The sequence below is a fragment of the Halomonas sp. TA22 genome (assembly GCF_013009075.1).
Taxonomy (GTDB): Bacteria; Pseudomonadota; Gammaproteobacteria; order Pseudomonadales; family Halomonadaceae; genus TA22.
Genome location: NZ_CP053108.1, coordinates 2848874 through 2872850, shown reverse-complemented (window position 1 = coordinate 2872850; position 23977 = coordinate 2848874). Strand labels below are relative to the sequence as shown.

Sequence of the window (23977 nt, the reverse complement as noted above, 5' to 3'; positions counted from 1 at the left end):
CATGCTATGGATCTTCCTGGGTATCCTGTTCGCCACCATCGCGCTTGGTCTGCCGATCGCCTTCGGGCTTGGCATCGCGGCGGTGGTGATGGCGGTTCTCTCCGATATTCCTTTGTCGATACTCATCGAGCAGTCGATACGCGGCGTCAACAGCTTTCCACTGCTTGCCATCCCCTTCTTCATCCTGGTCGGCGAGGTAATGAGCACCGGCGGCATCGCGCGTCGCCTGATGGACCTGGCCGGCGCGCTGGTCGGTTTCATCCGCGGTGGACTCGGCCAGGTGGCCATCACCGGCTCGATGTTCTTCGGCGGCATCAGCGGCTCGGCCGTGGCCGATACCGCCGCCACCGGCGCGATGATGATCCCGTCGATGAAGCAGCAGGGTTACTCGGCGCCTCATGCCACCGCGATCAATACCGTCTCCTCGGTCATCGGGATCATCATTCCCCCATCGATCCCGCTGATCCTGTTCGGTATCGTCACCGAGACCTCGATCAGCCGTCTATTCATTGCCGGCATCGTGCCGGGGCTGTTGATCGGCTTCGGCCTGATGGTCACCACCTTCATCATGGCCAGCATCGAGCATTCGGGGCAGACCCGCAAATTCCGCCTGGACGTGCTGTGGCAGACCTTCAAGGCCGCCTGGCTGGCCCTGGTCCTGCCGGTGATCGTGATCGGTGGCATCATCGGTGGCGTATTCACCGCCACCGAGGCGGCGGTGGCCGCGCTGCTCTACTCGCTGCTCATCTCGCTGATGTTCTACCGTGAAATCAGTGTGCGCGATCTATGGGGCATGCTGATACGCACCGCCCGTCTGACTGGCATGGTGCTGCTGCTACTGGCGTTCGCCACGGTAATCGCCTGGTTCCTGACCATCAATATGGTGCCGCAGACCCTGGTGCGCCAGGTCCAGGCACTGACCAGCGACCCGTTCATGCTGCTGTTGATCGTCGCTGCACTGCTGCTCCTGGTAGGCTTCGTGATGGACCTGACTCCGGCGATGGTCATCATGGCCCCGATGCTGACGCCGATCGTTACCTCGGCGGGTGTCGATGCGGCCTATTTCGGTGTGCTGATGGCCTTCATCCTGGGCATCGGGCTGCTGACCCCGCCGGTCGGCACCTGTCTCTATGTGGGCTGCGGAGTGGGCAAGGTGTCGATGGAGTCACTAGTGCGCGCCATGCTGCCCTATTACGCCGCACTGCTGGTAGTGCTGGTGATCCTGATCGCCTTCCCCGGAATCGTAACCTGGTTGCCCGATTTGACCGCCGTTCGCGGCAATTAAGCTACGGCACGATTACGACAACAACGACAAGCGAGGCACCGCATGCGTCTGATACAGTATCTCGATCAGGGACAGCTACGCGTTGCGCTGGTGGAAAGCGACACGCGGGTACGCCCGATCGACATCGTGGGTGGCACCTACGCCCTGGCCCAGGCCGCCATCGATGAAAACCACTCCCTGCAACAGGCCCTCGAACGACGCCTGGGAACGGTGACCGAGCACTACCAGCCCCTGATCGATGAGCGCCGCCTGCTGCCACCACTGACTCACCCCGATCCTGCCCACTGTCTGGTGACTGGTACCGGGCTGACACACCTGGGCAGTGCCGATACCCGCTCGGCCATGCATGCCAAGCAGCTGATGGATGACGAGAGCCAGCTCACTGACTCCATGCGCATGTTCAAGCTCGGCGTGGAGGGCGGCAAGCCGGCCGATGGCACGGTGGGCGCCCAGCCGGAGTGGTTCTACAAGGGTGACGGCAGCTGTGTGGTAGCGCCAGAGGCGGAGCTACCCGTTCCCGCCTTCGCCGAGGATGCCGGCGAAGAGCCGGAGCTTGTCGGACTCTATGTGATCGGGCCCGATAGCTCCCCTTGGCGCATCGGCTACGCGATCGGCAACGAGTTCTCGGATCACGTCACCGAACGCTTCAACTACTTGTGGCTTGCCCACTCAAAGTTGCGGGCCTGCAGCGTCGGGCCGGAGCTGCTCATCGGCGGGCTGCCCTCTCACCTACAGGGCAGCAGCCGCATCGTGCGCGACGGCAAGACGCTATGGGAGAGAGCGTTTCTCACCGGCGAGGCCAACATGGCGCACAGTCTCGCCAACCTGGAGCATCACCACTTCAAGTATCCCGGTTTCCGACGACCTGGCGATGTCCATCTGCACTTCTTCGGTACCGCGACACTGAGCTTCGCCGATGGCATCCAGACCCGCCCAGGCGACCGTTTCGAGATCAGCCTGCCCGAGTTCGGACGGCCACTGCGCAATCCGCTGCGTTTCGAAGCCCAGCACGAGGCGATCGGCATTCGCCCTTTGTGAGGAGATTCACTCCACGACGACCGCGGAAGGCACCCGTCGCTCCAGGTGCCGCTCGTACAGCCCCTTCACCGTCAACGTGCCAAGCACCAGGCTGCCGCCCAGCAAGGCCACCGGCGTGGGCCGCTCGGCCAGCAGCCACCACGCCCACAGGGTGCCCACCACCACCTCGAGCAGCAGCAGAAGTCCCACCTCGGCCGCCGGTAGATAGAGCGGCCCGCGCTGCAGCAGGGTAACGCCACAGGGTACGATCACCAGGCACAGCAATACCACCAGCAGTAGCCGGTCCGGCGATGGCATGGCGAGTGCTACGTCGGAAGTCGCCACCAGTGCCGCACCGATACCCACGATCAGTCCGGCAAACGTCAGCATGGGACTCATGTCGACACCAGGTCGTGTCCGGCACAGGGTGAAATTGATCGCCAGGGTGGTCGCCGCCAACAGTGCAAACCCATTGCCAAGCCAGGAGCCGACTCCCGCGTCGTCGAGCACTATCAGTGCGATACCCGTCATGCAGAGCCAGATGGCAAGCCAGGTGCGACGCGGCAGGCGTTCCTTCAAGATCACCCGGGAGAGCGCCGCGGCGATCAGCGGCGCCCCGGCAAGTATCATCAGCACATTGCCGGCTCGCGTGTACTGATTGCCCAGTACGAAACCGCAGGTCGTCATGCTGAACAGCAATGCCACCGCGACTCCGGTCCAGCCGCAACGACGATAGGCTTGCCAGGTGCCGCGACGGTGGCGCGCCACCACGATCAGCAGAAACCCCAATGCCGAGAGAAAGCCGCGCCACATGAGAATCTCGGCATCGGGCAGCGCAATCAACTTGATCAGCAGGGCATCGGGCGACATGATCAGCGCCCCGCCCCCGGTCAGCAGCAGTCCCTGCTGGCGCAGCGAAAGCGCCTGCCACGCGCTCATCGAGCATGACTCTCGATGCGGCCTCTCATGTCAGTGCCCCTTCTCCTGCAACACGCCGATCACCTCCGGCACCGAGAGCCCCTGATCCTCGACCGAGCGGTAGAGTTCATGTACCGCCGCCGCGACGCCACGCGCCACCTTCAACTCGTCGGTCATGGCGTGGTAGTAGCCGATGTCCTTGTTGGCATTGGCGACGCTGAAACGAAAGCCGGAGGGATCGCCAGCCTCGATGAACGGACGCAGCCGCTCGAGAATCACTCCGCCGCCACCGCCCTTGCCAAGCACCTCGAGCAAGGCGGCATCCTCGATCCCCGCTCGCCTGGAGGCCGCCGTGGCCTCGGCCAGCACCGCCGAGAATCCCAGCGAGACATAGTTGTGCAGCAGCTTGAGGGTATGCCCGGCGCCCACCGCCCCGGCATGGACGATGTTCTCGGCAAAGCTCTCGAGCAGTGGCCGCACCTCATCGAACAGCGCCTCGGGCGCCCCCACGATCAGGTTCAGGCGCCCCTCCTCGGCCTCCTTGGGAGTGCGCGTCATGGCTGCATCGAGAAACCGCCCGCCCTGAGCCGCGACGCGCTCGGCGATCATCAGCGTCGAACTGGGCAGTGCCGTGGAGCAGTCGATGACGATAGCTTGCGGCGCCAGCCCCTCAAGCACGCCCCCGGGCTCGAACAGCACCGCCTCGACCTGCGGCGTTCCGGTGACGCACAGGATCACGATATCGGACCGGGCCGCCACCTCGGCACCGCTCTGTCGGCTCACCGCCCCCTGTTCTTGGAGATCTTCCACCGGCTGGTTGCCGGGGTGATCGAGAAACGTCAGCGCATGACCATGGCAAAGCAGGTTGCGGGCGATGCCATGCCCCATCAGCCCGACACCGACAAGTCCCACCTTGCAGGAATGATGCATATTCATGGCTCTCCTCATCTGTACCATTGGTGGTTAGCCATGACGAATGGCCACCGTCTTGATGCGGGTATAGCTCCTGAGCCCCTCAAAGCCTTTCTCGCGACCATGGCCGGAGCGCCCGATTCCGCCGAACGGTAGTTCGACGCCACCCGCGGCGCCGTAGTTGTTGACGAACACCTGGCCACTGCGAATGCCCTTCGCCAAGCGCAATTGACGCCCGCCGTCACGGGTCCAGATCCCCGCGCACAGCCCGAAGTCGGTGGCATTGGCCAGCTGCAGCGCCTGCGCTTCGTCGCGAAAGGTCTGTACCGCCAGTATGGGCCCGAACAGCTCGTCGCGCAGAACCTCATGGCCATCGGGGATATCGGCAAGCAACTGCGGTACCACGAAGTGGCCCTGGGGAGGTGCCGTGTCTGCCAACCGCCCTCGGGCGGCGACGCGAACACCGTCACGCTCGGCAGCCGCCAGCCGCGTCAGCAGTTTCTCCTTCTGCCGGCCATTGATCAGCGGGCCGCAATCGGTATCCGCCTCGCCGGCGTCGCAGCGAAGCGCAGAGAAACGCTCAATCAGCCGAGCCATCGCCGCCTCATGACAACCCTCGTCCACCAGCAGCCGGCTTCCGGCGGAGCAGGTCTGGCCGGCATTCTGAATGATGCCGCGCACCACCGCCTCCAGCGCTGCCTCCATGTCGGCATCGGCGAACAGCAGCTGGGGCGATTTGCCGCCAAGCTCGAGCGTCACCGGGACATGATGGCGCGCCGCCGCCTGTGCGACCAGGGTGCCGGTCTCGGGTGAACCAGTGAACGAGAGATGGTGGATGTCGGGATGCGATGCCAAGGCCGCACCCGCCTCGCCGCCCAGACCCGGCACCACGTTCAGCACGCCGGCAGGCAAGCCATGCTCGGTGGCAAGCTCGGCCAGCCGCAGCACGCTCAGGCAGGCCTCCTCGGCAGGCTTGAGGACCACCGTATTGCCTGCGGCGAGTGCCGCCGCCACGCAGCGACCGAAGATCTGCGCGGGGTAGTTCCAGGGGATGATCTGGGCGCAGACGCCGAACGGCTCACGCAGGGTCATCACGGCGAAGTCATTGTCGAAGGGAATCGTCTCGCCATGCAGCTTGTCTGCCGCACCGCCGTAGAAACGAAAATAGCGGGCGCAGGCCGCGATATCGCCTCTCGCCTGGCTGATCGGCTTGCCGGTATCGGCGCATTCGAGAGCCGCCAGCCGCTCGTGGTCGGACTCGATGATCGACGCAAAAGCAAGCAGCCACTCGCTGCGCCGTCGCGCCGCCCAGCGCGACCATTCGCCAAGCTCACCTTCGAATGCCAGGCAAGCGGCCTTGACCGCCTCGTCGATCTCCGCTGGCTGACAGCGGGCGATGCATGCAATCGGCTCGCCGCGGGCCGGGGCCTGGACCTCTAGGGTGGCATGTGTCGCCACCCACTGCCCTCCGATCAGGGCACGTTGCAGCGGCATCTGGGGTAACTCTGGCATGACGTCTCTCCTAGTAGAGCAAGTTGACCAGCCCCATGGAGATCCAGGGCATGTAGGTGATCGCCATCAGGCAAGCCAGCACTACCAGCACGAAACGCACCAGATGCGGCAGCATCGTGTCGATGGAGATGCGGGCCACTGCGCAGGCGGCAAACAGGTTGACGCCTAGCGGCGGCGTGATCATGCCAAGCGCCAGGTTGACCACCATGATCAACCCGAAGTGCACCGGGTGAACCCCGAACTGAATGGCTATCGGCGTGAGAATCGGCGCCAGCACCAGAATCGCCGCGCCGGTCTCGATGAACATGCCGACACCGAGCAGCAGCACGTTGACCGCCAGCAGGAAGGCCCAGGGGCTATCGAAGACTTGGGTGACCCAGCTTGCCACCTGGCCAGGCAGCCCGGTGCGACTGATCAGGAAGCTGAACAGCGAGGCGGCGGCGATGATCAGCATCACCGCAGCGGTGGAGATGATGCTCTGGCGCAGGATCGGCCCCAGATCGCGAGGCTTGAGCTCGCGGTAGAATAGCCCGCCGACGATCAGGGCGTAGAATACCGCCACCGCCGAGGCCTCAGTAGGCGTGAAGATGCCGCCATAGATGCCGCCGATCACCACCACCGGCATCAACATCGCCGCCCAGGCGCGCTGAAAGGCCGTGACGAAGTCGCTGCGATCCTCGCGGTCGCGCAGGCCATAGCCGCGCAGCTTGCAGAACACATACAGGAACACCAGCAGGGCACAGCCGATCAGCAACCCCGGCCCGATGCCCGCGATGAACAGCTGGCCGATGGAGGTGTTGGTGCTCACACCGAACAGGATCAGTGGAATCGACGGCGGTATCAACACCCCAAGCTCCGCCGAGGAGGCCTGGATCGAGGCAGCCAGTGGCTTGGGATAGCCATGCTTGACCATCGCCGGAATCAGGATCGCGCCGATGGCGAAGGTGGTGGCAACGCTCGACCCCGATACCGCGGCGAACATCATGCAGGTCAGTACGCAGGTCATCGCCAGGCCGCCCTGCACCCCACCGACGATCGACTTGGCCAGATCGACCAGGCGATTGGAGATGCCACCGGCGGCCATCAGGTTGCCGGCCAGGATGAAGAACGGAATCGCCATCAAGGGGAAGTGGTCGAGGCCCACGAACATCTGCTGGGGCACCATCACCAGCGGCAGCCGTGAGAAGAACTCGATGCCGATGATCGAGGCCAGCAGAATGGAGATCGCGATCGGCACGCCAACAGCAAAGAGAATCAGTAGCGACAGCCCGATCACCAGGTTCATGAGCGCACCTCCCCTGGCCGCTTGTCTACCGGGGCCAGCGTATCGAGCGCCCGAGCGGCCTGTTCGATCTGGGCGGCACTCAACTCCGGTGTCTCGTCATGATCGGGACCCAGTGTCTCTCGCCCGGTGGCTTGAGCCACCAGCCGAGCGATCACCGAAAGCATGGCGAAGCCACTGCCCACGGGAATCGCGGCATAGGCCCACGACATCGACACTTCGAGTGCCGAGAGGGTCTGATTGCTGACGCGCTGGGTCATCTGGATGCCGTAATAGATCAGCACGCCCAGCACCAGCAATGAACAGGCCCCGACGAGCAACTCCAGCGTCAGCAGGGCGCGCCTGGGCACAAGCTTGTAGATCACCTCCACCGACATCATGAAGCCGCCGCGAAAGGTGGCGGCGGCGCCCATGAATACGCACCAGATCATGGTTGCCCGCGATAGCACTTCCGACCAGGTCGAGGGGGCGTTGAACAGAAAGCGGGTCAACACCTGATAGAATCCAAGCGATACCGACACGACCAGCATCGCGATGGCAATCAGCATTGCCAGCCGAGTCAGCAGCTGCTCTGCACGCAGAAACCAGGACACCATGGCGCTTATCTCATCCAGTGGTAGGGGCGGCCGGATAGCCGCCCGTATGGAGGGCAATCAACAGCTGCTGGCCTGGATACGCTCGAGCATCTCGCTGCCGTACTGCTCGACGAAGCTGTCATGAACCGATTGAACGGCTTGCTGGAAGGGCTCGGGGTCGACCTCGGTATTGACGGTCATACCGCGCTCGCGCAGCAGCTCCACCCCCTCCTCCTCCAGGCGCGAGACTTCGGCCCGCGTCGCCTCGGCTGCGGCGCGGGCCGCCTCATGGAACCACTCGCGCTGCTCATCGCTCAGGCTATCGAGCAGGACTGGCGAGCCGAGCATGATCGCCGGCGAGTAGACGTGCCCGGTCAGCGACAGTTGGTCCTGCACCTCGAACAGGTTGGCGGCCACGATCACCGTGACCGGATTCTCCTGACCATCCACGGTGCCCTGCTGCAGCGCGGTGAACAGTTCCGGCATTGCCATGGGCGTGGGACTCGCGCCCATCTGCTGGAAGGCCTGTTGATGGATGCGGTTCTCCATGGTGCGGATCTTGAGCCCGCTCACATCCTCGGGGGAGTTGATGGCGCGCCGGCTGTTGGTGATGTGGCGAAAGCCGTTTTCCGACCAGGCCAGGCCAACCAGGTCATGCTCGGTCATGCTGTCGAGCAGCTCCTGGCCGGTTTCGCCATCGAGCACGCAGCGCGCCTGGTCGTAGCTGTCGAACAGAAACGGCAGATCGAGGACATAGGTCTCGGGTACGAAGTTGCCCAGCGGCCCGGTGGAGGTGATGACGATATCGACGGTGCCGATCTGCAGCCCCTCGATCATCGCGCGCTCGCCCCCCAGTGAGCCGCTGGGGTGGTCAGTGACCGTGAACTCGCCATCGCTCAGGCGCTCGAGGGTTTCCTTGAAGGCGCGCGATCCTTCGCCGTAGTGGGAGTCGCTTGAGATCGCATAACCAACGCTGACCTCGGTGGCCGCCTGAGCCTGCAGGGCCAGGCCGGCCAGAGTGATACCGCCGATGGCGACGTTGAGTGCGTGGCGTGCAACATGATGGGTCATGATAATGCCCTCTTTATTATTGTGAGGGTGGGTATTGGGTTCGTTCACTGCGATGTGACGAGCCCCTCTGCTCACGAACGCTCGCGTGCGAACGCTTCGATGATCTCGCGAAAATTCTTGTCGCCGCTGAACCCCAGTTGCCGGGCCTTGGCGGCGTCGAAACGCCCCGGCCAGCCGGCAACAATGGCACGGATCTTGGCATCCGGCTCGTGTCGCACCCGTGCCAGCGTCTCCTCGCCCGCGACGTCGCGCAGCGTCTCGAGCATCTCACCGACATTGACGGTGATACCGGGCAGCACAAAGGCACGAAACAGGCCAAGCGCTTCGCCGGGCACTTCGGCGCCATGAATGAGCGCTTCGATGACCTTGCCCGGTGACATGACGAACAGCTCCTGCTCGGGGGATACCGGGCAGACCGCCGGCTCGCCGTTGAGCGGTTCGCGCAGGATGCTGGAGGCGAAGCTGGAGGCCGCCGCATTGGGCCTCCCAGGCCGGATGACGATGGTGGGCAGACGTAACACGCGTCCATCTATCAGGCCACGGCGACTGTAGTCGTTGATCAGCAGTTCGCACATTGCCTTCTGGGTGCCGTAGGAAGTCTGCGGCTGCAACGCGGTCATGTCGTCGAGCCGCTCCGGCATATCGCCGCCATAGGCAGCCACCGAGCTCGCCATGATCAGGCGTGTGCTCGAGAGTCGATGCTCACGACACCCCTCCAGCATCGCCCGGGTGGCATCGAAGTTGACGTGCATGCCGAGATCCAGATCCGCCTCGGCAGCCGAGCTGACCACTGCCGCCAGATGAAAGATCACCTGCGGCCGGGAGGCGAGCACCCCATCCAGCGCTCCGGTGTCGACGATATCCAGTGCCAGCGAAGCAATCTCGATTCCTGGGGCATTCGGCGCAGGCGGTGTCACCTGATCGACCAACGTGATCGCGCTGATGGGTTGTCCATCGAGCTCGCCTCGCTCGAGCAGCTCCATGAGCAGGCGCTGGCCGAGAAACCCGGCGGCACCGGTGATGACGATATGCATGACGTTCTCCTGTTGTTCTTGTCGTTCCTGACACTTGTCGATTCATGTCATCTGGACGGACGTTGGCTTACCGCCTGGCGGCTCATGGCGTCAGGCCATAGGCCCGCCCCCAGCCAAGCCCCTCGCGGGTAGTACCGGCAGGCCGATATTCACAGCCGATCCATCCTTCATAGCCCAGTGATTCGAGCCGTTCGAGTAGCGCCGGGAAATTGACCTCGCCCTGGTCGGGCTCATGGCGATCCGGTACACCGGCGATCTGTACATGGGCGATACGCGTAAACTGCCTCTCCAGATGGCGAATCAGGTCGCCCTCCATGATCTGGCAGTGGTACAGGTCGAACTGGAGCTTGAGGTTGTCGGCACCAATCTCATCGAGCATGGCCATGGCCTGGTGCTGACGGGAGAGGAAGTAGCCCGGCATGTCGCGGATATTGATCGGTTCGATCAGCACGTCACACCCCGCCTTTGCCGCCTCGCCCGCAGCCAAGCGAAGGTTGCTCAGGTAGGTGGCCTGATGCGCGGCAATGGTCTCGTGATCAGCATCCTGCGGCAGCAGCCCGGCCATGGCATGGACTTGGGGACAGCCCAGCGCCTCGGCATAGCGCAGCGCCTCGATCAACGAGTCGCGAAACTCCGCTTCCCGCCCCGGCAGACTGGCCAGGCCCCGCTCGCCCGCCTCCCAGTCGCCGGGGGGGAGATTGAACAGCACCTGGGTCAGCCCCGCCTCGCGCAGGGCCGTCGCGATCTCCTCAGGTGCATGCGCATAGGGAAAGAGGTATTCGACACCCCTAAAGCCGGCCTCTGCCGCCGCGGCGAATCGATCGAGAAAGTCATGCTCGTTGAACAGCATGCTGAGATTGGCGGCCAGTCGAATCATCGTCTCGTCCTCTTGCAGTCAGTCGCGCGGGAAGCGCGCCTCGAGTTCGCCGACCTGCTCGGCGGTCAGGCAACGCGGGTTTAGTCCGCGCAGCAGCAGGAACAGCCGGGCGGTCTCCTCGAGCTCCTCGGTGGCGTAGACGGCCGCTTCCAGCGACTTGCCGGCGACCACTGGGCCATGGTTGGCCAGAAGCACTGCACTGTGGCGCCCGGCCAGGCCGCGCACGGCATCGCCCAACGCCTCGTCGCCGGGAATGTGATAGGGCACCAGCGGCAGTTTGCCGACGCGCATCACGTAATACGCCGTCAGTGGCGGGATACAGTCGCACGGATCGATCCCGGGCAGGCAGGAAACAGCCACCGAATGCGTTGAGTGCAGGTGCACGATCGCTCCGGACTGGGGCCGCTCGCTATACATCGCCATGTGCAGGAAGCGCTCCTTTGTTGGCCTGTCGCCCTCAAGCAGGCGACCGTCGCGGTCGAGGCGCGAGAGACGCGCGGGATCGAGCCGGCCCAGGCTGGCATTGGTGGGCGTCATCAGCCAACCACCATCGTCGAGGCGCACGCTGATATTGCCACTGGAACCCATGGTCAAGCCGCGCTCGAACAGCGACCTGGCATGTTCGATGATCTGCTCGCGCAGGCGATGCTCCCCCGCTCGGCTCATGCCTCCCCCCTCGGCAACGCCGTGAAGGCGCGAGTGAAGAAATCCTCTTGCCCGAAGTTGCCGGACTTGAGCGCAAGCGACAGTGGCGCCTCGACGCCTTCGAGACGCGCCTGGGTCCAGGGCACGCCGGGGTCGATCTGTTCGCCGATGCGCATCACCTTGACCCCAAGCGCCGAGACCACCGCGCCAGCACTCTCGCCACCGGCCACCACCAGACGTCCGACGCCCTCCCGGGTCAGCGTGCGGGCCAGTTCGCCCAGTGCCTGCTCGACCAGCTGCCCCGCACGTTGCGTGCCCAAGGCCTGCTGCGCGGCCTTGACCCGCTCGGGCTCGGCGCTGGCATAGATCAGCACCGGCATGTCGGAATCGCGGGAGAACGCCTGACGCGCGAACGCCAGCGCCGAGTGAAGGTGATCGCCCCCTTCGGCCAGGGCCATGGGGTCCAGCGCAAATCCCGGATGGCGTGCGAGAAAATGGTCGACCTGGCCCAGCGTGGCCCGGGAACAGCTTCCCGACAGCACCAGGGCGCAGCCATGAGCCGGCGCAAGGCGGCCCGCCTGCTCGACCGCCTCCAACCAGCCCCGGCGGCGATACTGCTCCGGCATCGCCTGGCCCAATCCCGAGCCACCAGTGACCAGGGGAAAGTCCACCACGGCGCCAGCCAGCACCTCGAGTTCCGACTCGTCGAGCGTATCGCAGATGACGTGGCGTACCTCTTGTGCCGCAAGCGTGCGCAGGCGGTCGATTACCGCCTCGACGCCCTGTCCGATCACCCCACGATCCACCAATCCCACCGGATGGGCGCTCTGGCGCGTCAGCACCCTGACCAGGTCGGGGTCACGCATGGGGTTGAGAGGATGATGCTGCATGCCACTCTCGTTGAGCAGCCGGTCGCCGACGAAGAGATGCCCCTGATAGACCGTGCGGCCATTGATCGGGAAGGCGGGAGCGAACACCGTCTGGTCGGCGCCAAGGCGCTCTAGCAGTGCATCGGCGATGGGGCCGATGTTGCCTTCATCGGTGGAGTCGAAGGTCGAGCAGTACTTGAAGAATAGCTGCCGAGCGCCCTGCCGTTGCAGCCACTCAAGCGCGGCCAGGGAGTCGCCGATGGCCAGCGCGACGGCACAGGAGCGGGACTTGAGAGCGATCACCACCGCATCCACCTCATCCAGCGCCGGCAGCTCCCGGGGCACGCCGATCACTTGCAGGGTGCGCATGCCTGCGCGCACCAGATTATTGGCCAGATCGGTGGCGCCGGTGAAATCGTCGGCGATGGCGCCAAGCACAAGGCTCATATCGATGCTCCATCGGCATCGTTGGCTGCGGCGGGCAACTCGATGTCCGACAGGCGCTGATAGACCTTTATCACCGCCGCGTCGTCCTCGCGACCGAAACCGGCTCCCTTGGCGGCGGTGAACTGCTGCAGCACGCTCGCCGCCACCGGCAACGCCATGGCAAGCTCGCGCCCAGTGTCGTGCACGATATTGAGATCCTTGACGAAGATATCCACGGCGGAAAGAGGCGTATAGTCGCCACTGAGAATATGTGGCACACGATTCTCGAACATCCAGGAGTTGCCAGCGCAATGGGTGATCACCTCGTACACCCTTTCCGGCGCCAGCCCCATGCGGATAGCGAGCGCCATGGCTTCTGCGGCGGCGGCAATGTGCACACCGGCCAGCAGTTGGTTGACCAGCTTCATGCTCGAGCCAGCGCCCGGGGAATCGCCAAGCCGATAGACGGTTTCGGCCATCGCCTTGAGCACCGGCTCGGCCTTGTCGAACATCGAGGCCGCTCCGGAGGCCATGACCGAGAGCGTGCCCGCCCGCGCTTTCGCCACGCCACCGCTGATGGGTGCATCGAGCATGCCCAACCCTTTGCCCGCCAGCCGTTCGCCCAACTCGCGGGCGAAGCTTGGCGCGACCGTTGCACACTGGATCACCAGACTACCCGGCGCGAGCCTGCCTACCAGTCCTTGCTCACCGAACAGCACCTGTTCCACCTGGTCGGCATTGACCACGACCAGCAGTACGATACCGCACTGGGCAAGCTCGGCCGGCGTGTCGACACTGCGTCCACCGCACGATGCGAAGCGCTCACGGGCGGCGGTGGAGACATCGCAGCCGATGACACTCAGGCCATGTTCGATCAAGGCTTGCGCCGTGCCCATTCCCATGGCGCCAAGTCCAATGACGCCAACGCTTGGCGTTATTGCGGTTTCGTCATTCACGCTGCGATCTCCTCAAGCCATAGGCGCCATCACTCACCGACGGTATCAGCATAAGCGCTTTGTCGTGTTGTGATGTTAGCGCTACCATTCTTGTAGTTGACCGGAACCCGGTCGGCAAGCCGAGCACAGGGGAGCGCGACCAATGTCTATACCAAACGATGCTGTGCGAAGACGTCGCGGGTCCGACCAGGTCACCCTGCAGCAGGTCGCTGCGGCGGCCGGCGTTTCAGCAATCACGGTATCGCGAGCCCTCAATACTCCCGACCGGGTCAACGACACGACCCGCGCCAGGATACTCGCCACCATCGAACGGCTGGGGTATGTCCCCAACCTGGTGGCCGGAAGCCTCGCCTCGGCGCGCTCGCCGTTCATCGCGGTAATCGTTCCATCACTAGCCAATGCGGTATTCATCGAGGTGCTGGGAGGACTTCAGGAGACGTTCGAGGCACAGGGTCACCAGATCCTGCTGGGCAATACCGATTACGACCTGCAGCGTGAGTACCAACTGGTCAAGACATTCCTCGGCTGGTCCTGTTCGGCGCTCGTCACGGCGGGGTTACGTCATAACACGGCTTGCCACGGCCTGCTGAAGAACTCAGACAGACCGGTCATGGAGATCATGGAACTTGGCGACGCACTCGACCTGAATGTCGGCCTCGATCATCGCGCGGCGGGCCGGTGCATGGCCCGGCATCTGCTCGAACGAGGTTATCGGAATATCGTCTATGGGGGAGCTTGCCTTGCCAAGGATTACCGAGCACAGATGCGCTTCGAGGGTCACCGTGAAGTGATGCGCCAAACCAGCCTTGCCATGCCGCTGGTCGAACTGGAGCGAATGAGCAGTCTCGATGCGGGGGCGGCGGCACTGACGGAGGTGATCGAGCGGTACCCCAAGGCCGATGCCATTCACTTCGCCAATGACGACTTGGCCACCGGCGCCCTACTACATGCCCAGCGACTCGGGTTGAAGGTCCCTGAGGACATTGCCATCGCAGGTTTCAATGGTCTGCCGCTAGGGCAGCACGTCACTCCACGCCTGACGACCATCCAGTCGCCTCGCAAGGAGATGGGGCGCCTGGCAGCGCAGCAGGTGCTGGAGCGGCTGGAGCGGCTGGAGCGGCTGGATCGCCTGCCAGGCGCGTCGAGATCGCCGTGCCAGCACGACGTCGGCTTCACCCTGCTGATCGGTGAAAGCACCTAGCCACCAGCAACACCTCTCACTCGAGGCTCGGCGCCTGAGCATCACTGTGGTACTCCGCCAGGGCCTGATCGCACCCCATGCCTACCTCCTCGCCGCCGCCCAAGTCGATCCACGGCAGGATGGCAGCTGGCGGAGCCACCAACGCTCCAAGCATGGACGCCAACCCCCGTGCCAGAAATTCGGGGGTCACCACATTCACGTTCAAGTCCTCCAGCGGCCCTTCAAGCTCCACCGGCGAGTTGGCCGTGAAGATGGTGAAGTCCTTGTTGTGCCCCTCGAAAGCCATATCCATCGCCTCGGTATCGAGATTGATGGCACCGGCAGCGACGAGATGGGCACCTTCGGTCGCCATGAAAAACTCGTCCAGCCTGACCAGGCCATCGTCCGCGACTAGCTTCAGGTAACTGCACTGAAGTTCGACCTGCCCCGAACCGGCCAACGCCTCGACCAGCGCATTGCCGACATTGAGCGGCAAAAGCTCCGCAGCCAAAATATCCAACCAGCCTTGGGACATCGCCAGTTCCAACGTGCCATCGAGCCCCGCCATCACCTCCGCCAGCGAGCGGCCTTCGAAACTGAGTTCACTCAGTCCGCCGATGGTGCCAATGGTATCTTCGGCGACCTCTGGAATGCCGGCCTCGCGAAGCAGCGGCTTCAGATTGACCTGGTCGACTTCGATGCGCAGATCACCTGACAGTGCCTCCTGCTGTGCGTTGAGCGTAAGCCAGGAGGTCACCTGACCTCCTCCCAGACCGACCTGCAGTGGTTCAAGGGTCAATATGCCCCGCTCCAGCAGCATCACCATGTTTACATCGGTGAGGGGAACATAGTTTGCCTGAACGTTGGCGGCCCGGTACTCCACCTCGGCATCCACGCCCCGCAGCGCATCGACCTCCCAAGGATCGTCGGAGAAGAGCCCTGATTGCTCCTCGATCTCCTCCTCCATCCAGTCCAGCCAATCATCGAAATCGAAGGTCTCGGAACTCAGCGTTGCCCATATCATCGGCTGCTCACCCAGCTGCACACGAATGTCGCCTGCGACATCACTGCCTCCCACGCCTCCTTCGAGTCCCTGCAGGTGCAACAGATCGTCACGATATTCCAGGTGGGTACTGACCCGGTACGCCGGCAGCTCTGGCAGCTCGATGCCGACGAGCCCCGATAGCTGCGCAGGAGTGGGACCCTCGAGCCGAAAATCGCCCACCACCGCCGCAAGTTCGAATGGATGTTCAAGATGGCCATTCACGTAGAGCGTGGTGTCGCCCGTACTCAATTCGCCTGACACGGGATAAGCGGTTTCATCATCGGTGAGATCCAGAAGCGAGCCTACCAGCAGGTCGAACGCGAATGGCTCTCCCTCGTAGGTAGCATCGCCTACCAGATGGACGCCTGGCCTATCGGCACCCTCAATGGGTTGGGAGTCGGCACGCACCGACAACGCTATTCCGTAAGCCGGCCCCTGGTAATCCAGCGCGCTATCGTCAAATACCAGTTCGTTCTCGAGCATCCTAGCGTTGAGACGGCCATCTAGCGTACCCAGGTCGTCAAGACCCAAGGGCGCAAGTGCTGCCGTCAGGTCGAGTTGGTCGAAGCGAGCCTCCAGCTCCGCAGCCGGCCGCTGATTGCGAACCGCTATCCACCCACTGGCATCGAGCGCGCCCTGCTCCTCGCCTGCCGTCGCCTGCAGCGCATGCAGACGCTCAACGGTGAGGCGTCCCTGCTCGAGCTGGCCTTCGATCACCACCTCGCTCAAGGTCTGATCGGCATAGATCAGGCGGGCAATGGAGAGATCGAGCTGCCCCTCTAACTCATCGAGAAAGCCCAGTGCGTCAGCCAACTGGCGATCCCACGCTTGCCCGGGCAGGACCTCCTCCTGAGCGGGCCTTTCCTCGGCCGTGACATCATCCGGCGCGGCTTGCTCATCGACGCGCGCATCCAGTACACCCCAGCGATTCAGATCCAGCTCGTCGGCATCTAGCCGAGCCATGACATAGGGAGTATCGCGGCCAAGATCCAGCGCAAGCTCACCCGCAAGCGCGCTTGCCCCGACATGGCCTTCCAGCTCCTCGATGCGGCCTCGCTGCTGCCTGCCCTCATAACTCGCCATGGCAGTGAATGCCAGCGGCTCCTCCTGCAAGCGCCCCTCACCCTCCAGTGCCAGGCGTAGCTCATCGATCGTTTCATCAGGCGTCTGAAAGATGACGTCGAGCTGGGTATCCAGCCCTACGTCACGGTAAGTCAGTCGTCCCTGGCGGACAGCGAACGACTCGGGCCAGAAGGCAGGCCCCTCCTGCGTATCGGCCTGCTCTTCCTCGTCCAGCGCCTGGACGAGATCGTCCCAGTTGGAGACGCCATCGTCTCGTCTTACCAGGTGAATCTCGGGGCGCTCGACGCGTACGCTCTTGAGCTCTACCTCCCCCCTGAAGAGTGCGCCTGGGGCAATCGCAATGGCCAGCTCATCCAGGCGAACCATCTCCTCTGGCTCGGCCCAATCGACGTTGGCGATGCGCAGCGCCTGCAATCGCACCGTGAGTGGACTGCCCCAATCGATATCCAGCTCGCCTATCTCGACCTCGCGTCCACCCAACCGGTCGCTGGCCTGGCCCTCGAGCCAGCCCCTCATCCATGCCGACTCGAGAAACAGGACGATGGCGACCAGCAGCAGAAGTAACAAGCCCACGACGGCGCCTATCCATTTAACCGCTCTTGTCACGTTACCTTCCTTAGACAACATGCCTTAGCCAACATGTCTTGATCATGTGCCCGAAGCGGGTCGAAGGCCTACGCTTCCCTGCGCCACTTATGGCTTACTCGCGCTGAGCGTCACGCCGACTACGACGATAGAGACAGAGACCCGCCAATGCGGCCATCAATGCCATGACGGCCGCATTGCGGCGTTTGCGCGTCGAGCGGAAACCTCCATCGACTCGCCGCTCGCCACTGGGCGGGGCAAACAGGTTGCCCGAGGAGATCGCCAGGGGTCTCGCTCTGCGCAGGGCGAACTCTACTAGGGCGGCATTCGCCTGGCTGTAGTAGCCGGGCAGGCCATGGGCAAGACGCGCAAGCACGGCGGGAAATCCTACATAGACACTAGGTCGCGGGCGCCTGGCCACGCTAACGATGGCGCGAGCCGTAAGGCGAGGATCATAGATAGGGGGAGCCGGCTTGAGCACACGCCCGGTATAGTTGCCACCGTCGCGGAAGCCCGGCGAGTCCATGACCGCCGGATAGAGATTGCAGACATGGATATCGGGCCAGCGATGCAGTTCACCGCGCAAGCTCTCCGCGAAGGCGCGCAGGCCGAACTTGGCAGCGCTATAGGAGGCTGCGTAGGGCTGCGGGGCCCATCCACCCAGGGAGATATTATTGATCAGAATGCCTGCCCGCTGACGCTTGAAATAGGGCAGCACGGCATGAGCTCCGCGAAGATAGCCGAGCAGGTCGGTCTGGACGACGCGCTCGTGCGCATCGAGCGGTATGTCTTCGAAAGCGCCGAGTACGCCAATGCCGGCGTTGTTGACCCATACGTCAATCCGTCCAGTCGTTTCCATGGCGGTGCGTGCCAGGCGCTCCATGTCTTGTGTACTGGTGACATCGGCGACCACGACTCTTGCCTGACCGCCGAAGCGATGGCACTCCTGAGCCACGTCATGTAGCGCTTGCTTGTCCCGGGCAGCCAGAAACAACGCAGCCCCCTGACGGGCAAATTCATGTGCCGTGGCACGTCCAATGCCACTAGAAGCGCCCGTAATCACGACCACGGCGTTTAGCATATCCTGCAAAGGCATACCCCTCTCCTGTCTGGGTGATGTCAGCATCCACTGCTGTGGGAATATGTCTTTTTAACGTAGTCGAAAGTTGGCGTAGGGACAGACCTATCGACCTCATGACAGGCTCGGGGTCACAGAGGAGGCTACACGCGCATCAAGAGAGCGACTTATCGAAGATGGGGGCGCTGGCCTGGCAAGGATGTGTTACACGGTTTGATCGCGTTGCCGCAGGCAGAGGAGGCTTGATCGGTATTACGAGAATACCTGACCATGACGCGCTGGACTTCCTGACGTACCAGAGCGTGTATGTAGTCATCATAGCTACCGAGCGATGAGCGACAGTGGTGGCAGACGAGCATGTCGTCAGGCGCAGGCGCTCCTCGCCAAGCGGTCGCATGATGGCAGTGGGGGCACGTTACACTCCTGGTCTTGTTCAGCATTGCGTCCTGCCTCCGAGTGAGTGAACATGCAACCTACCACTAATGGTATGACAGCAAGACTACAGGTCGTCAAGAAAAAGGCTGACACCTCTCACAAGAATGATCGCATTAAAAAATCAACTCTCCTGCATCATCGATCCCCTTCAGCTGCACCAATTTTTCCGTCGCCAGCGCCTTGGCCTCCTGCAGAGTATCGAATGTCTGGCCAGGCGAGACGTCATGGCTGTAGACCGCGCTGTCGCCATCGTCTCTCTCCACATCGATGGTTGCGGTAATCACGCCACAATCGTCGGTGGCACAGCTTCTGGCCGTAAATCCGTTGAAATGGACTTCCTGCATCGACTCTCTCCTTCGAGCGGTTGAATGACGCGATCAGAGCAGGTTGGAGAGCTTGATCGCCTGACGAACCACGATGGCATGCTGGTATGACGCGACGCCTTCCAGCTCGATGATCTGCATCACCGTCATGTCGTGATCTCGAACACGAATTTCGTCGTCGACGGTAGGAAGTTTCTCCAGCGTGATCGCAATGAGATCCTTCTGCTTGTCATCATCGATGATGGCCAATATCTGCATCGTCTACTCCCTCAGGTTCGTGCCGTTTAGTATGGCGTAGAATTTGCCTTGCCGATCGATTCAATGTTGCACGCTAAAAACGCTCTTCAAGTATTTGACGTAGCCTTCATCTCGGCACATGGTCTTGCCCGGCGCGTCCGATATCTTGGCGACCGGCTGACCGTTGCATGACACCATCTTGATGACGATATTCATCGGATGAATGCCTGGCACGTCGCAGGTAAGGCTGGTACCGATCCCGAAACTGGTCCTGATTCGCCCCTCCAGCGCAGTTTTTATCTGCATGGCCCTATCGAAATCGAGACCATCGCTGAAGATCAGCGTCTTGGTCATCGGATCGATACCCAGCCCTTCATAGTGGCGAATACACTTCTCGGCGAACTGAAGCGGGTCGCCACTGTCATGACGCAGCCCATCGAATAGCTTGGCGAAGTAGAGGTCGAAGTCATTCAGAAACGCATCGAGGGTGATCGTGTCGGTGAGTGCGCTACCCAGATAACCTCGATACTCCTGTACCCAGGCTTCCAGTGCGGCCCGTTGACTATCCACCAGCCGGCTGCCCAACTGCTGATGCGCCATGATCCATTCGTGCGCCATGGTGCCCATTGGGCAGATGTCGTGGCGCCGAGCGATATCGACGTTGCTGGTACCGACGAAATTGCCCGGAAACTCCTCCTTGAGCACCAGCACGATGGCTTCCTGCACCGGCTGCGAGAGGCGGCGTCGAGTGCCGAAGTCGGCCAGATTGAAGCCCGCCAACTGTTTGGGAGTGAAGTTATCGTTCAGCGAGGCGAGCTTGCGACGCAGCTGCTCCACCGCCTGCTCGATCTTGATCTCGGGAAAGAGCGCGTGATTGCGTACCTCGCTGACGATCGCCAGGATCACGATTTCGAACAGAATGCTGTGAGACCACGGGCCATCGATGACGATACAGAGCTCGCTTCCCTCCATTCCCACTTCGACGTACTCAGGCCGAAAGCGGTAGAGCTCAAGGAAGCGAATGAAATCGGGCGACATGTAAGGAATCGTGCTGAGATAGGCAGATTCCTCCCTAGTCAATTGAAGGCTGGCCAAGCGATTGATCTGCTCGCGAATCTCGGTCAGATATGGCTTCAGATCCTCGGCATTACGACAGCGAAACTCCCATGTCACGCTGGCGTTGGGATACTGATGATGTACCCCCTGCATCATTGTGAGCTTGTACCAGTCGGTATCGAGAAGTGAGGTGATGATGGGCCCAGGGGCACGGTAGGTAGCTTCCATGATGCGTCCATATTCGATGAAAAGTATCACTAGCGTTTCTCGGCATGCCTGGGTCGAGGCTCCAGGAACTCCCTCGCAACGGCAGCAGGTGGCACGCTCACAAGGCTGACGCCTACGAAGAGCAGTGATGCGACGACAATCCCCCATACTCCCGCCGGGAGTCCGAGAAACGAGTTTCCGATGGCATAGACGAAGAGCACGAAGGCGCTGGTCCCGATGACGCTGACCAGCACCCCAAGCGCTGTGCCACGTCGCCAATAGAAGGCGCCGATGATCGCCGGCACTGTGGCGACTAGCCCCGACGATGCCGCGACGGAGAGCACCGCGATCATGCTCAATTGTAGCTCCGCAAAGCCAAGCGCCATCAGGGCAATCACTGGAATCACTATCTTGCCGATCATGAGTTGGCGCTTCTCGCTGGCCCCCGGCTTGAGATTGCCATAGACATCGCGCGCCATCATCGAGGATAACGTCATCATGATCGAATCGATGGTGGATACTGCCGCCGCCAGGATTCCGATCATGACAATCACTCCAAGCAAGGGCGGCACGTGATCTGAGCCGAGCAGCGCAGGCGTGGCCAGGTCGGCATTCTCGAGTCCTGGAAAGGCCACGATGGCTGACAGTCCCCACAGGACAGAGACCATGGTGTAAATGAAGCCGAACAGCAAGAAGCCAATCAGCATCGTGCGCATCGAGGCAAGTGACGACGGCATGAACAGTCGCTGGCTGACCTGCGGGTTGGACAGGCTGAAGAAGAACCAGGGAATGGTCAGTCCCAGAAAGGTGACGAAACTGAACAGGCCATCGCCAGGCACCACCAGTGATTGAGGATGATCCGACGCCAGGCTATCGAACATCCTCTGAAAGCCACCCAGTCCCCGGATGACAAGCAGCGTCACCAGCGTCGAGGCCACGACCATCATGATGGCCTGGAGTGAGTCGGTCCACATGACCGAGCGGATGCCTGCAACATAGGAAAAGAGGATGGCAAGCGCTGTCGCGATCATGATCCCTGTCGTGAAGGGAATGGCACCATCGGTCGTGCCCTGCAGGAGGTAACCGACCCCGGCAAGTTGTACCGCTGCGTAGGGAATCAGAAAGACACAGTTGGAGAACGCCACCGTCACGGCCACGCCTCTACTCGCATAACGGTGCCCCAGCATCTCACTTGGCGTGACAAAACCGAACGCCTTGCCCACTTTCCAAAACCGAGGGCCAAAGATGGCCACCAGCGAAACGCCGGCAAAATAGATGATCTCGAAGCCCAAGGCCCCGACCCCACCGGCGTAGGTCAACCCCGCCAGGCCGACCATCATGAACGCGCTATAGGTGGTGGCACTGTAACTCAGCGCGGAGACCACCCCACTCATCTGGCGGTTGCCGAGGAAGTAGTCCGTCATGCTCTCCGCCCTGCCCTGCCGAGAGAGCATGGCAATCGCGATTGCAGCCACCAGGTAGAGGGTGATCGACCACCATATCAGGGAAACGGACATGTCATTTCCCTTTGAAGTCCTGCGTCAATAGCACGTTCAGCACGATCACCGCCAGCCCGGCGAGCATCCAGAAGAGAAAGCTGCCGTACCACGCCTGAACGCCGCTCAAAAACGTATAGGGCACCAGATAGCACAGTAGAACGACGCTCCATAGCAGCCAGATGCCTCGACTCCTCAGCATGATTCTCCGCCCCCCGCTGTCTGCGACGCCCCCTTGGACTCCTTGCCACGTGAAGCCAAGCAATCTACTGCCTGATTACGCAGCACTCGGGCGTTGGTACGCATCTGCTCGTTGGTCTGCTGCAACCTGATGCGGACACGTCCATGAGCGACGATCTCGGCTTCGAAATGTCCAAGCGCCTCGGCACAGGAGTGGGCCGGACGTTTGGGCAAAAACTGGTAATAAGCCACATGGGCGCTCTGGGTCAGGGGGCGGCTTGCATACATCTCGTCGCCCCACGCATAGAGCTGCCAGCCCGCCCGCTCGACGGGAGTGCCTATTTCTGATGGCAGGGAGGGCATTTCCTGCATGACGAAATATTGACTTGGGTCCGGGCAACACTTCGCCTGGCGGTGGAGCCGCTGATACTCCTCGGCCAGCGCCAGGGTCTCCTCGGCCAGTGCCCCCTGCGCCATGGCATACGTGACCGTGGTCTGAGCCTCGCGATTTTCGAACACCCCTTCGATATGGTGCTCGACCGGCAGCCAGAGCGTGCTTTGCTCGATGAGTGGCTTGGCAGGCATTCGCCCCTCGTACGTGCGCGTCATCAATGATGCACTCATGCAACCTCCTTATTCGCTTGATTCCTATGCCGATCGTGATCCCCTCAGCGTTGCACAGCGACGCCACTCACGCTTGTCTTGACTCCTCGGGCCTCGTCATCCATACATAACATTGTAGGTACATCAAATAGATAAGGAGATCATCGATGATACGTATTCTCTTACTGGCCGCTGCCGCCTACTGGCTACGCAAGCCTGAGAACCGGGAAAAATTGGAGCGGCAAGCCAAGCAGGCGTGGAACAGGGTCCAAGGACGTGAAGACTTCCAAGACGATTTTCATGATGACCGCCGCTGGTAACCTAAAAGTACCGTGAGCTCCGGTGCAATCAGTCGCCGGGGCGCGGTTCGGCAGTGGCTCATCGCCATGCTGCTGGGTCACGATCATCAGCATTTGATCCCCTTCTCCAACCGTGACGCGATAAAGCGGCAGCCCTTTCAACGAATGCCCCCACCATTTCCATGTTCAGCGTGGCATGGGCCTCTTCCAACCTATCCAGCTCCTTGAAAAGCATTTCATTGGAATGAAGCCCTGACAACCTTAAATGCGGCTCGCCGCCATCGCTCTCCTTGTAATCTTGAAAAGATAATCCTCAGGTAGCCTTGGAAACATCCTACTCTGCATTCGGGATACCAAATTTTGCTAACGGGCCGTACCGCTCATTGCCGATCATCAAGCCAGCCACTTGACGTGGTCGGCTATTGCCCCCATACAGAAGAGTGAGTTCGGGATTGTCTAATCCAGAATCGACCGAAAAGGAGTTCGTGATGAAACGCATGATTGGACTCGCTATAGCCAATTGGCTGAGAAAGCGGGAAAACCGTGAGAAAGCCAAGCGTGCCCTCAAGCGAGTATTTGGCAAACAGCAGAGCCGTGAGGGAAATCCAAGAACAGGTAGGCGCTAACGGCAATGTCACGTACCCGCTAGCGAAGCGCATCATCAGCTTCCCCTCCTTCAGCAGCGGTGAGGCCCTGAATTTGGGCCCGCCGCTCACTAGTCGGCTATCGTTTCGTTACCTGCTTCTCCATTAGAAACGGCTAGCACGTCATGGCAACACTCAAGATTTACG

General features: G+C 62.0%; 23 protein-coding genes. 4 read left to right on the top strand and 19 right to left on the bottom strand.

The genetic code is table 11. The annotated features are described in order from the left end of the window. Position 1 precedes the first annotated feature (1 nt). Positions 2–1285 (top strand): TRAP transporter large permease, encoded by a 1284-nt coding sequence (locus tag HJD22_RS13565; RefSeq protein ID WP_208656489.1) that lies wholly within the window; start codon positions 2–4, stop codon positions 1283–1285. A gap of 42 nt (positions 1286–1327) precedes the next feature. Then, complete coding sequence (gene araD1, locus HJD22_RS13560) at positions 1328–2323, top strand: AraD1 family protein (RefSeq protein WP_208656490.1); 996 nt, start codon at positions 1328–1330, stop codon at positions 2321–2323. A gap of 6 nt (positions 2324–2329) precedes the next feature. On the opposite strand, the gene HJD22_RS13555 is transcribed toward araD1, so the two are convergent. From HJD22_RS13555 to ltnD, 11 genes are all read right to left on the bottom strand, one after another. Next, positions 2330–3241, bottom strand: coding sequence for a DMT family transporter (locus HJD22_RS13555; protein ID WP_208656491.1), 912 nt, complete (start codon positions 3239–3241; stop codon positions 2330–2332). A gap of 30 nt (positions 3242–3271) precedes the next feature. Then, positions 3272–4150 carry an NAD(P)-dependent oxidoreductase gene (locus HJD22_RS13550; RefSeq protein ID WP_208656957.1) on the bottom strand — a complete coding sequence of 293 codons (879 nt, stop codon included), beginning with the start codon at positions 4148–4150 and terminating at the stop codon, positions 3272–3274. A 33-nt stretch (positions 4151–4183) separates the two neighbouring features. Beyond that, positions 4184–5644, bottom strand: coding sequence for an aldehyde dehydrogenase family protein (locus tag HJD22_RS13545; RefSeq protein ID WP_208656492.1), 1461 nt, complete (start codon positions 5642–5644; stop codon positions 4184–4186). A gap of 10 nt (positions 5645–5654) precedes the next feature. Continuing rightward, positions 5655–6929, bottom strand: a complete 1275-nt coding sequence (locus HJD22_RS13540) for a TRAP transporter large permease (protein ID WP_208656493.1) — start codon at positions 6927–6929, stop codon at positions 5655–5657. Next, the gene (locus HJD22_RS13535) at positions 6926–7522 is read right to left on the bottom strand and encodes a TRAP transporter small permease (RefSeq protein WP_208656494.1); all 597 of its coding nucleotides are present in this window, start codon (positions 7520–7522) and stop codon (positions 6926–6928) included. Before HJD22_RS13535 ends, HJD22_RS13540 begins: the two co-directional genes overlap by 4 nt. 57 nt (positions 7523–7579) lie before the next feature. Next, on the bottom strand, positions 7580–8572 hold the full coding sequence (locus HJD22_RS13530; protein ID WP_208656495.1) for a TRAP transporter substrate-binding protein: 993 nt from the start codon (positions 8570–8572) through the stop codon (positions 7580–7582). A 71-nt stretch (positions 8573–8643) separates the two neighbouring features. Further along, positions 8644–9606: a D-erythronate dehydrogenase gene (gene denD / locus HJD22_RS13525; protein ID WP_208656496.1), complete on the bottom strand. Its 963-nt coding sequence runs from the start codon at positions 9604–9606 to the stop codon at positions 8644–8646. A gap of 82 nt (positions 9607–9688) precedes the next feature. Next, on the bottom strand, positions 9689–10483 hold the full coding sequence (otnI, locus tag HJD22_RS13520) for a 2-oxo-tetronate isomerase (RefSeq protein WP_208656497.1): 795 nt from the start codon (positions 10481–10483) through the stop codon (positions 9689–9691). 18 nt (positions 10484–10501) lie between these two features. Continuing rightward, positions 10502–11149 carry a 3-oxo-tetronate 4-phosphate decarboxylase gene (gene otnC / locus HJD22_RS13515; RefSeq protein WP_208656498.1) on the bottom strand — a complete coding sequence of 216 codons (648 nt, stop codon included), beginning with the start codon at positions 11147–11149 and terminating at the stop codon, positions 10502–10504. Continuing rightward, complete coding sequence (gene otnK, locus HJD22_RS13510) at positions 11146–12444, bottom strand: 3-oxo-tetronate kinase (RefSeq protein WP_208656499.1); 1299 nt, start codon at positions 12442–12444, stop codon at positions 11146–11148. Before otnK ends, otnC begins: the two co-directional genes overlap by 4 nt. Beyond that, positions 12441–13379 (bottom strand): L-threonate dehydrogenase, encoded by a 939-nt coding sequence (gene ltnD / locus HJD22_RS13505; RefSeq protein WP_302051013.1) that lies wholly within the window; start codon positions 13377–13379, stop codon positions 12441–12443. The genes otnK and ltnD overlap by 4 nt, the downstream gene beginning before the upstream one ends. A gap of 142 nt (positions 13380–13521) precedes the next feature. Here ltnD and HJD22_RS13500 point away from each other — a divergent pair, with 142 nt between their 5' ends. Continuing rightward, on the top strand, positions 13522–14580 hold the full coding sequence (locus HJD22_RS13500; protein ID WP_208656500.1) for a LacI family DNA-binding transcriptional regulator: 1059 nt from the start codon (positions 13522–13524) through the stop codon (positions 14578–14580). A gap of 16 nt (positions 14581–14596) precedes the next feature. Here HJD22_RS13500 and HJD22_RS13495 read toward each other — a convergent pair whose 3' ends face one another. From HJD22_RS13495 to HJD22_RS13460, 8 genes are all read right to left on the bottom strand, one after another. After that, positions 14597–17314, bottom strand: coding sequence for an AsmA family protein (locus HJD22_RS13495; protein WP_283101671.1), 2718 nt, complete (start codon positions 17312–17314; stop codon positions 14597–14599). Between the two features lie 73 nt (positions 17315–17387). Then, a complete protein-coding gene (locus HJD22_RS13490; protein ID WP_208656502.1) occupies positions 17388–18368 on the bottom strand; it encodes an SDR family oxidoreductase in 981 nt (326 codons plus the stop codon). Positions 18369–18898: 530 nt separating this feature from the next. Continuing rightward, positions 18899–19129, bottom strand: a complete 231-nt coding sequence (locus tag HJD22_RS13485) for a hypothetical protein (RefSeq protein WP_208656503.1) — start codon at positions 19127–19129, stop codon at positions 18899–18901. Positions 19130–19162: 33 nt separating this feature from the next. Beyond that, positions 19163–19366 carry a hypothetical protein gene (locus HJD22_RS13480; protein WP_208656504.1) on the bottom strand — a complete coding sequence of 68 codons (204 nt, stop codon included), beginning with the start codon at positions 19364–19366 and terminating at the stop codon, positions 19163–19165. 60 nt (positions 19367–19426) lie between these two features. After that, positions 19427–20629: a nicotinate phosphoribosyltransferase gene (pncB, locus tag HJD22_RS13475; protein WP_208656505.1), complete on the bottom strand. Its 1203-nt coding sequence runs from the start codon at positions 20627–20629 to the stop codon at positions 19427–19429. Between the two features lie 29 nt (positions 20630–20658). Beyond that, on the bottom strand, positions 20659–22125 hold the full coding sequence (locus HJD22_RS13470; protein WP_208656506.1) for a sodium:solute symporter: 1467 nt from the start codon (positions 22123–22125) through the stop codon (positions 20659–20661). Between the two features lies 1 nt (position 22126). Beyond that, positions 22127–22306 carry a hypothetical protein gene (locus HJD22_RS13465; protein ID WP_208656507.1) on the bottom strand — a complete coding sequence of 60 codons (180 nt, stop codon included), beginning with the start codon at positions 22304–22306 and terminating at the stop codon, positions 22127–22129. Continuing rightward, positions 22300–22908, bottom strand: coding sequence for a hypothetical protein (locus HJD22_RS13460; RefSeq protein ID WP_208656508.1), 609 nt, complete (start codon positions 22906–22908; stop codon positions 22300–22302). Before HJD22_RS13460 ends, HJD22_RS13465 begins: the two co-directional genes overlap by 7 nt. 146 nt (positions 22909–23054) lie before the next feature. Here HJD22_RS13460 and HJD22_RS13455 point away from each other — a divergent pair, with 146 nt between their 5' ends. Beyond that, complete coding sequence (locus tag HJD22_RS13455) at positions 23055–23207, top strand: hypothetical protein (protein WP_208656509.1); 153 nt, start codon at positions 23055–23057, stop codon at positions 23205–23207. Positions 23208–23977: the final 770 nt, after the last annotated feature.

Excerpts from the sequence above, each read along its gene's own strand:
- HJD22_RS13565 (WP_208656489.1), top strand. The coding sequence starts at position 2 with ATGCTATGGATCTTCCTGGGTATCCTGTTCGCCACCATCGCGCTTGGT.
- araD1 (WP_208656490.1), top strand. The coding sequence starts at position 1,328 with ATGCGTCTGATACAGTATCTCGATCAGGGACAGCTACGCGTTGCGCTG.
- HJD22_RS13555 (WP_208656491.1), bottom strand. The coding sequence starts at position 3,241 with ATGAGCGCGTGGCAGGCGCTTTCGCTGCGCCAGCAGGGACTGCTGCTG.
- HJD22_RS13550 (WP_208656957.1), bottom strand. The coding sequence starts at position 4,150 with ATGCATCATTCCTGCAAGGTGGGACTTGTCGGTGTCGGGCTGATGGGG.
- HJD22_RS13545 (WP_208656492.1), bottom strand. The coding sequence starts at position 5,644 with ATGCCAGAGTTACCCCAGATGCCGCTGCAACGTGCCCTGATCGGAGGG.
- HJD22_RS13540 (WP_208656493.1), bottom strand. The coding sequence starts at position 6,929 with ATGAACCTGGTGATCGGGCTGTCGCTACTGATTCTCTTTGCTGTTGGC.
- HJD22_RS13535 (WP_208656494.1), bottom strand. The coding sequence starts at position 7,522 with ATGGTGTCCTGGTTTCTGCGTGCAGAGCAGCTGCTGACTCGGCTGGCA.
- HJD22_RS13530 (WP_208656495.1), bottom strand. The coding sequence starts at position 8,572 with ATGACCCATCATGTTGCACGCCACGCACTCAACGTCGCCATCGGCGGT.
- denD (WP_208656496.1), bottom strand. The coding sequence starts at position 9,606 with ATGCATATCGTCATCACCGGTGCCGCCGGGTTTCTCGGCCAGCGCCTG.
- otnI (WP_208656497.1), bottom strand. The coding sequence starts at position 10,483 with ATGATTCGACTGGCCGCCAATCTCAGCATGCTGTTCAACGAGCATGAC.
- otnC (WP_208656498.1), bottom strand. The coding sequence starts at position 11,149 with ATGAGCCGAGCGGGGGAGCATCGCCTGCGCGAGCAGATCATCGAACAT.
- otnK (WP_208656499.1), bottom strand. The coding sequence starts at position 12,444 with ATGAGCCTTGTGCTTGGCGCCATCGCCGACGATTTCACCGGCGCCACC.
- HJD22_RS13500 (WP_208656500.1), top strand. The coding sequence starts at position 13,522 with ATGTCTATACCAAACGATGCTGTGCGAAGACGTCGCGGGTCCGACCAG.
- HJD22_RS13495 (WP_283101671.1), bottom strand. The coding sequence starts at position 17,314 with ATGTTGTCTAAGGAAGGTAACGTGACAAGAGCGGTTAAATGGATAGGC.
- HJD22_RS13490 (WP_208656502.1), bottom strand. The coding sequence starts at position 18,368 with ATGCCTTTGCAGGATATGCTAAACGCCGTGGTCGTGATTACGGGCGCT.
- HJD22_RS13485 (WP_208656503.1), bottom strand. The coding sequence starts at position 19,129 with ATGCAGGAAGTCCATTTCAACGGATTTACGGCCAGAAGCTGTGCCACC.
- HJD22_RS13480 (WP_208656504.1), bottom strand. The coding sequence starts at position 19,366 with ATGCAGATATTGGCCATCATCGATGATGACAAGCAGAAGGATCTCATT.
- pncB (WP_208656505.1), bottom strand. The coding sequence starts at position 20,629 with ATGGAAGCTACCTACCGTGCCCCTGGGCCCATCATCACCTCACTTCTC.
- HJD22_RS13470 (WP_208656506.1), bottom strand. The coding sequence starts at position 22,125 with ATGTCCGTTTCCCTGATATGGTGGTCGATCACCCTCTACCTGGTGGCT.
- HJD22_RS13465 (WP_208656507.1), bottom strand. The coding sequence starts at position 22,306 with ATGCTGAGGAGTCGAGGCATCTGGCTGCTATGGAGCGTCGTTCTACTG.
- HJD22_RS13460 (WP_208656508.1), bottom strand. The coding sequence starts at position 22,908 with ATGAGTGCATCATTGATGACGCGCACGTACGAGGGGCGAATGCCTGCC.
- HJD22_RS13455 (WP_208656509.1), top strand. The coding sequence starts at position 23,055 with ATGATACGTATTCTCTTACTGGCCGCTGCCGCCTACTGGCTACGCAAG.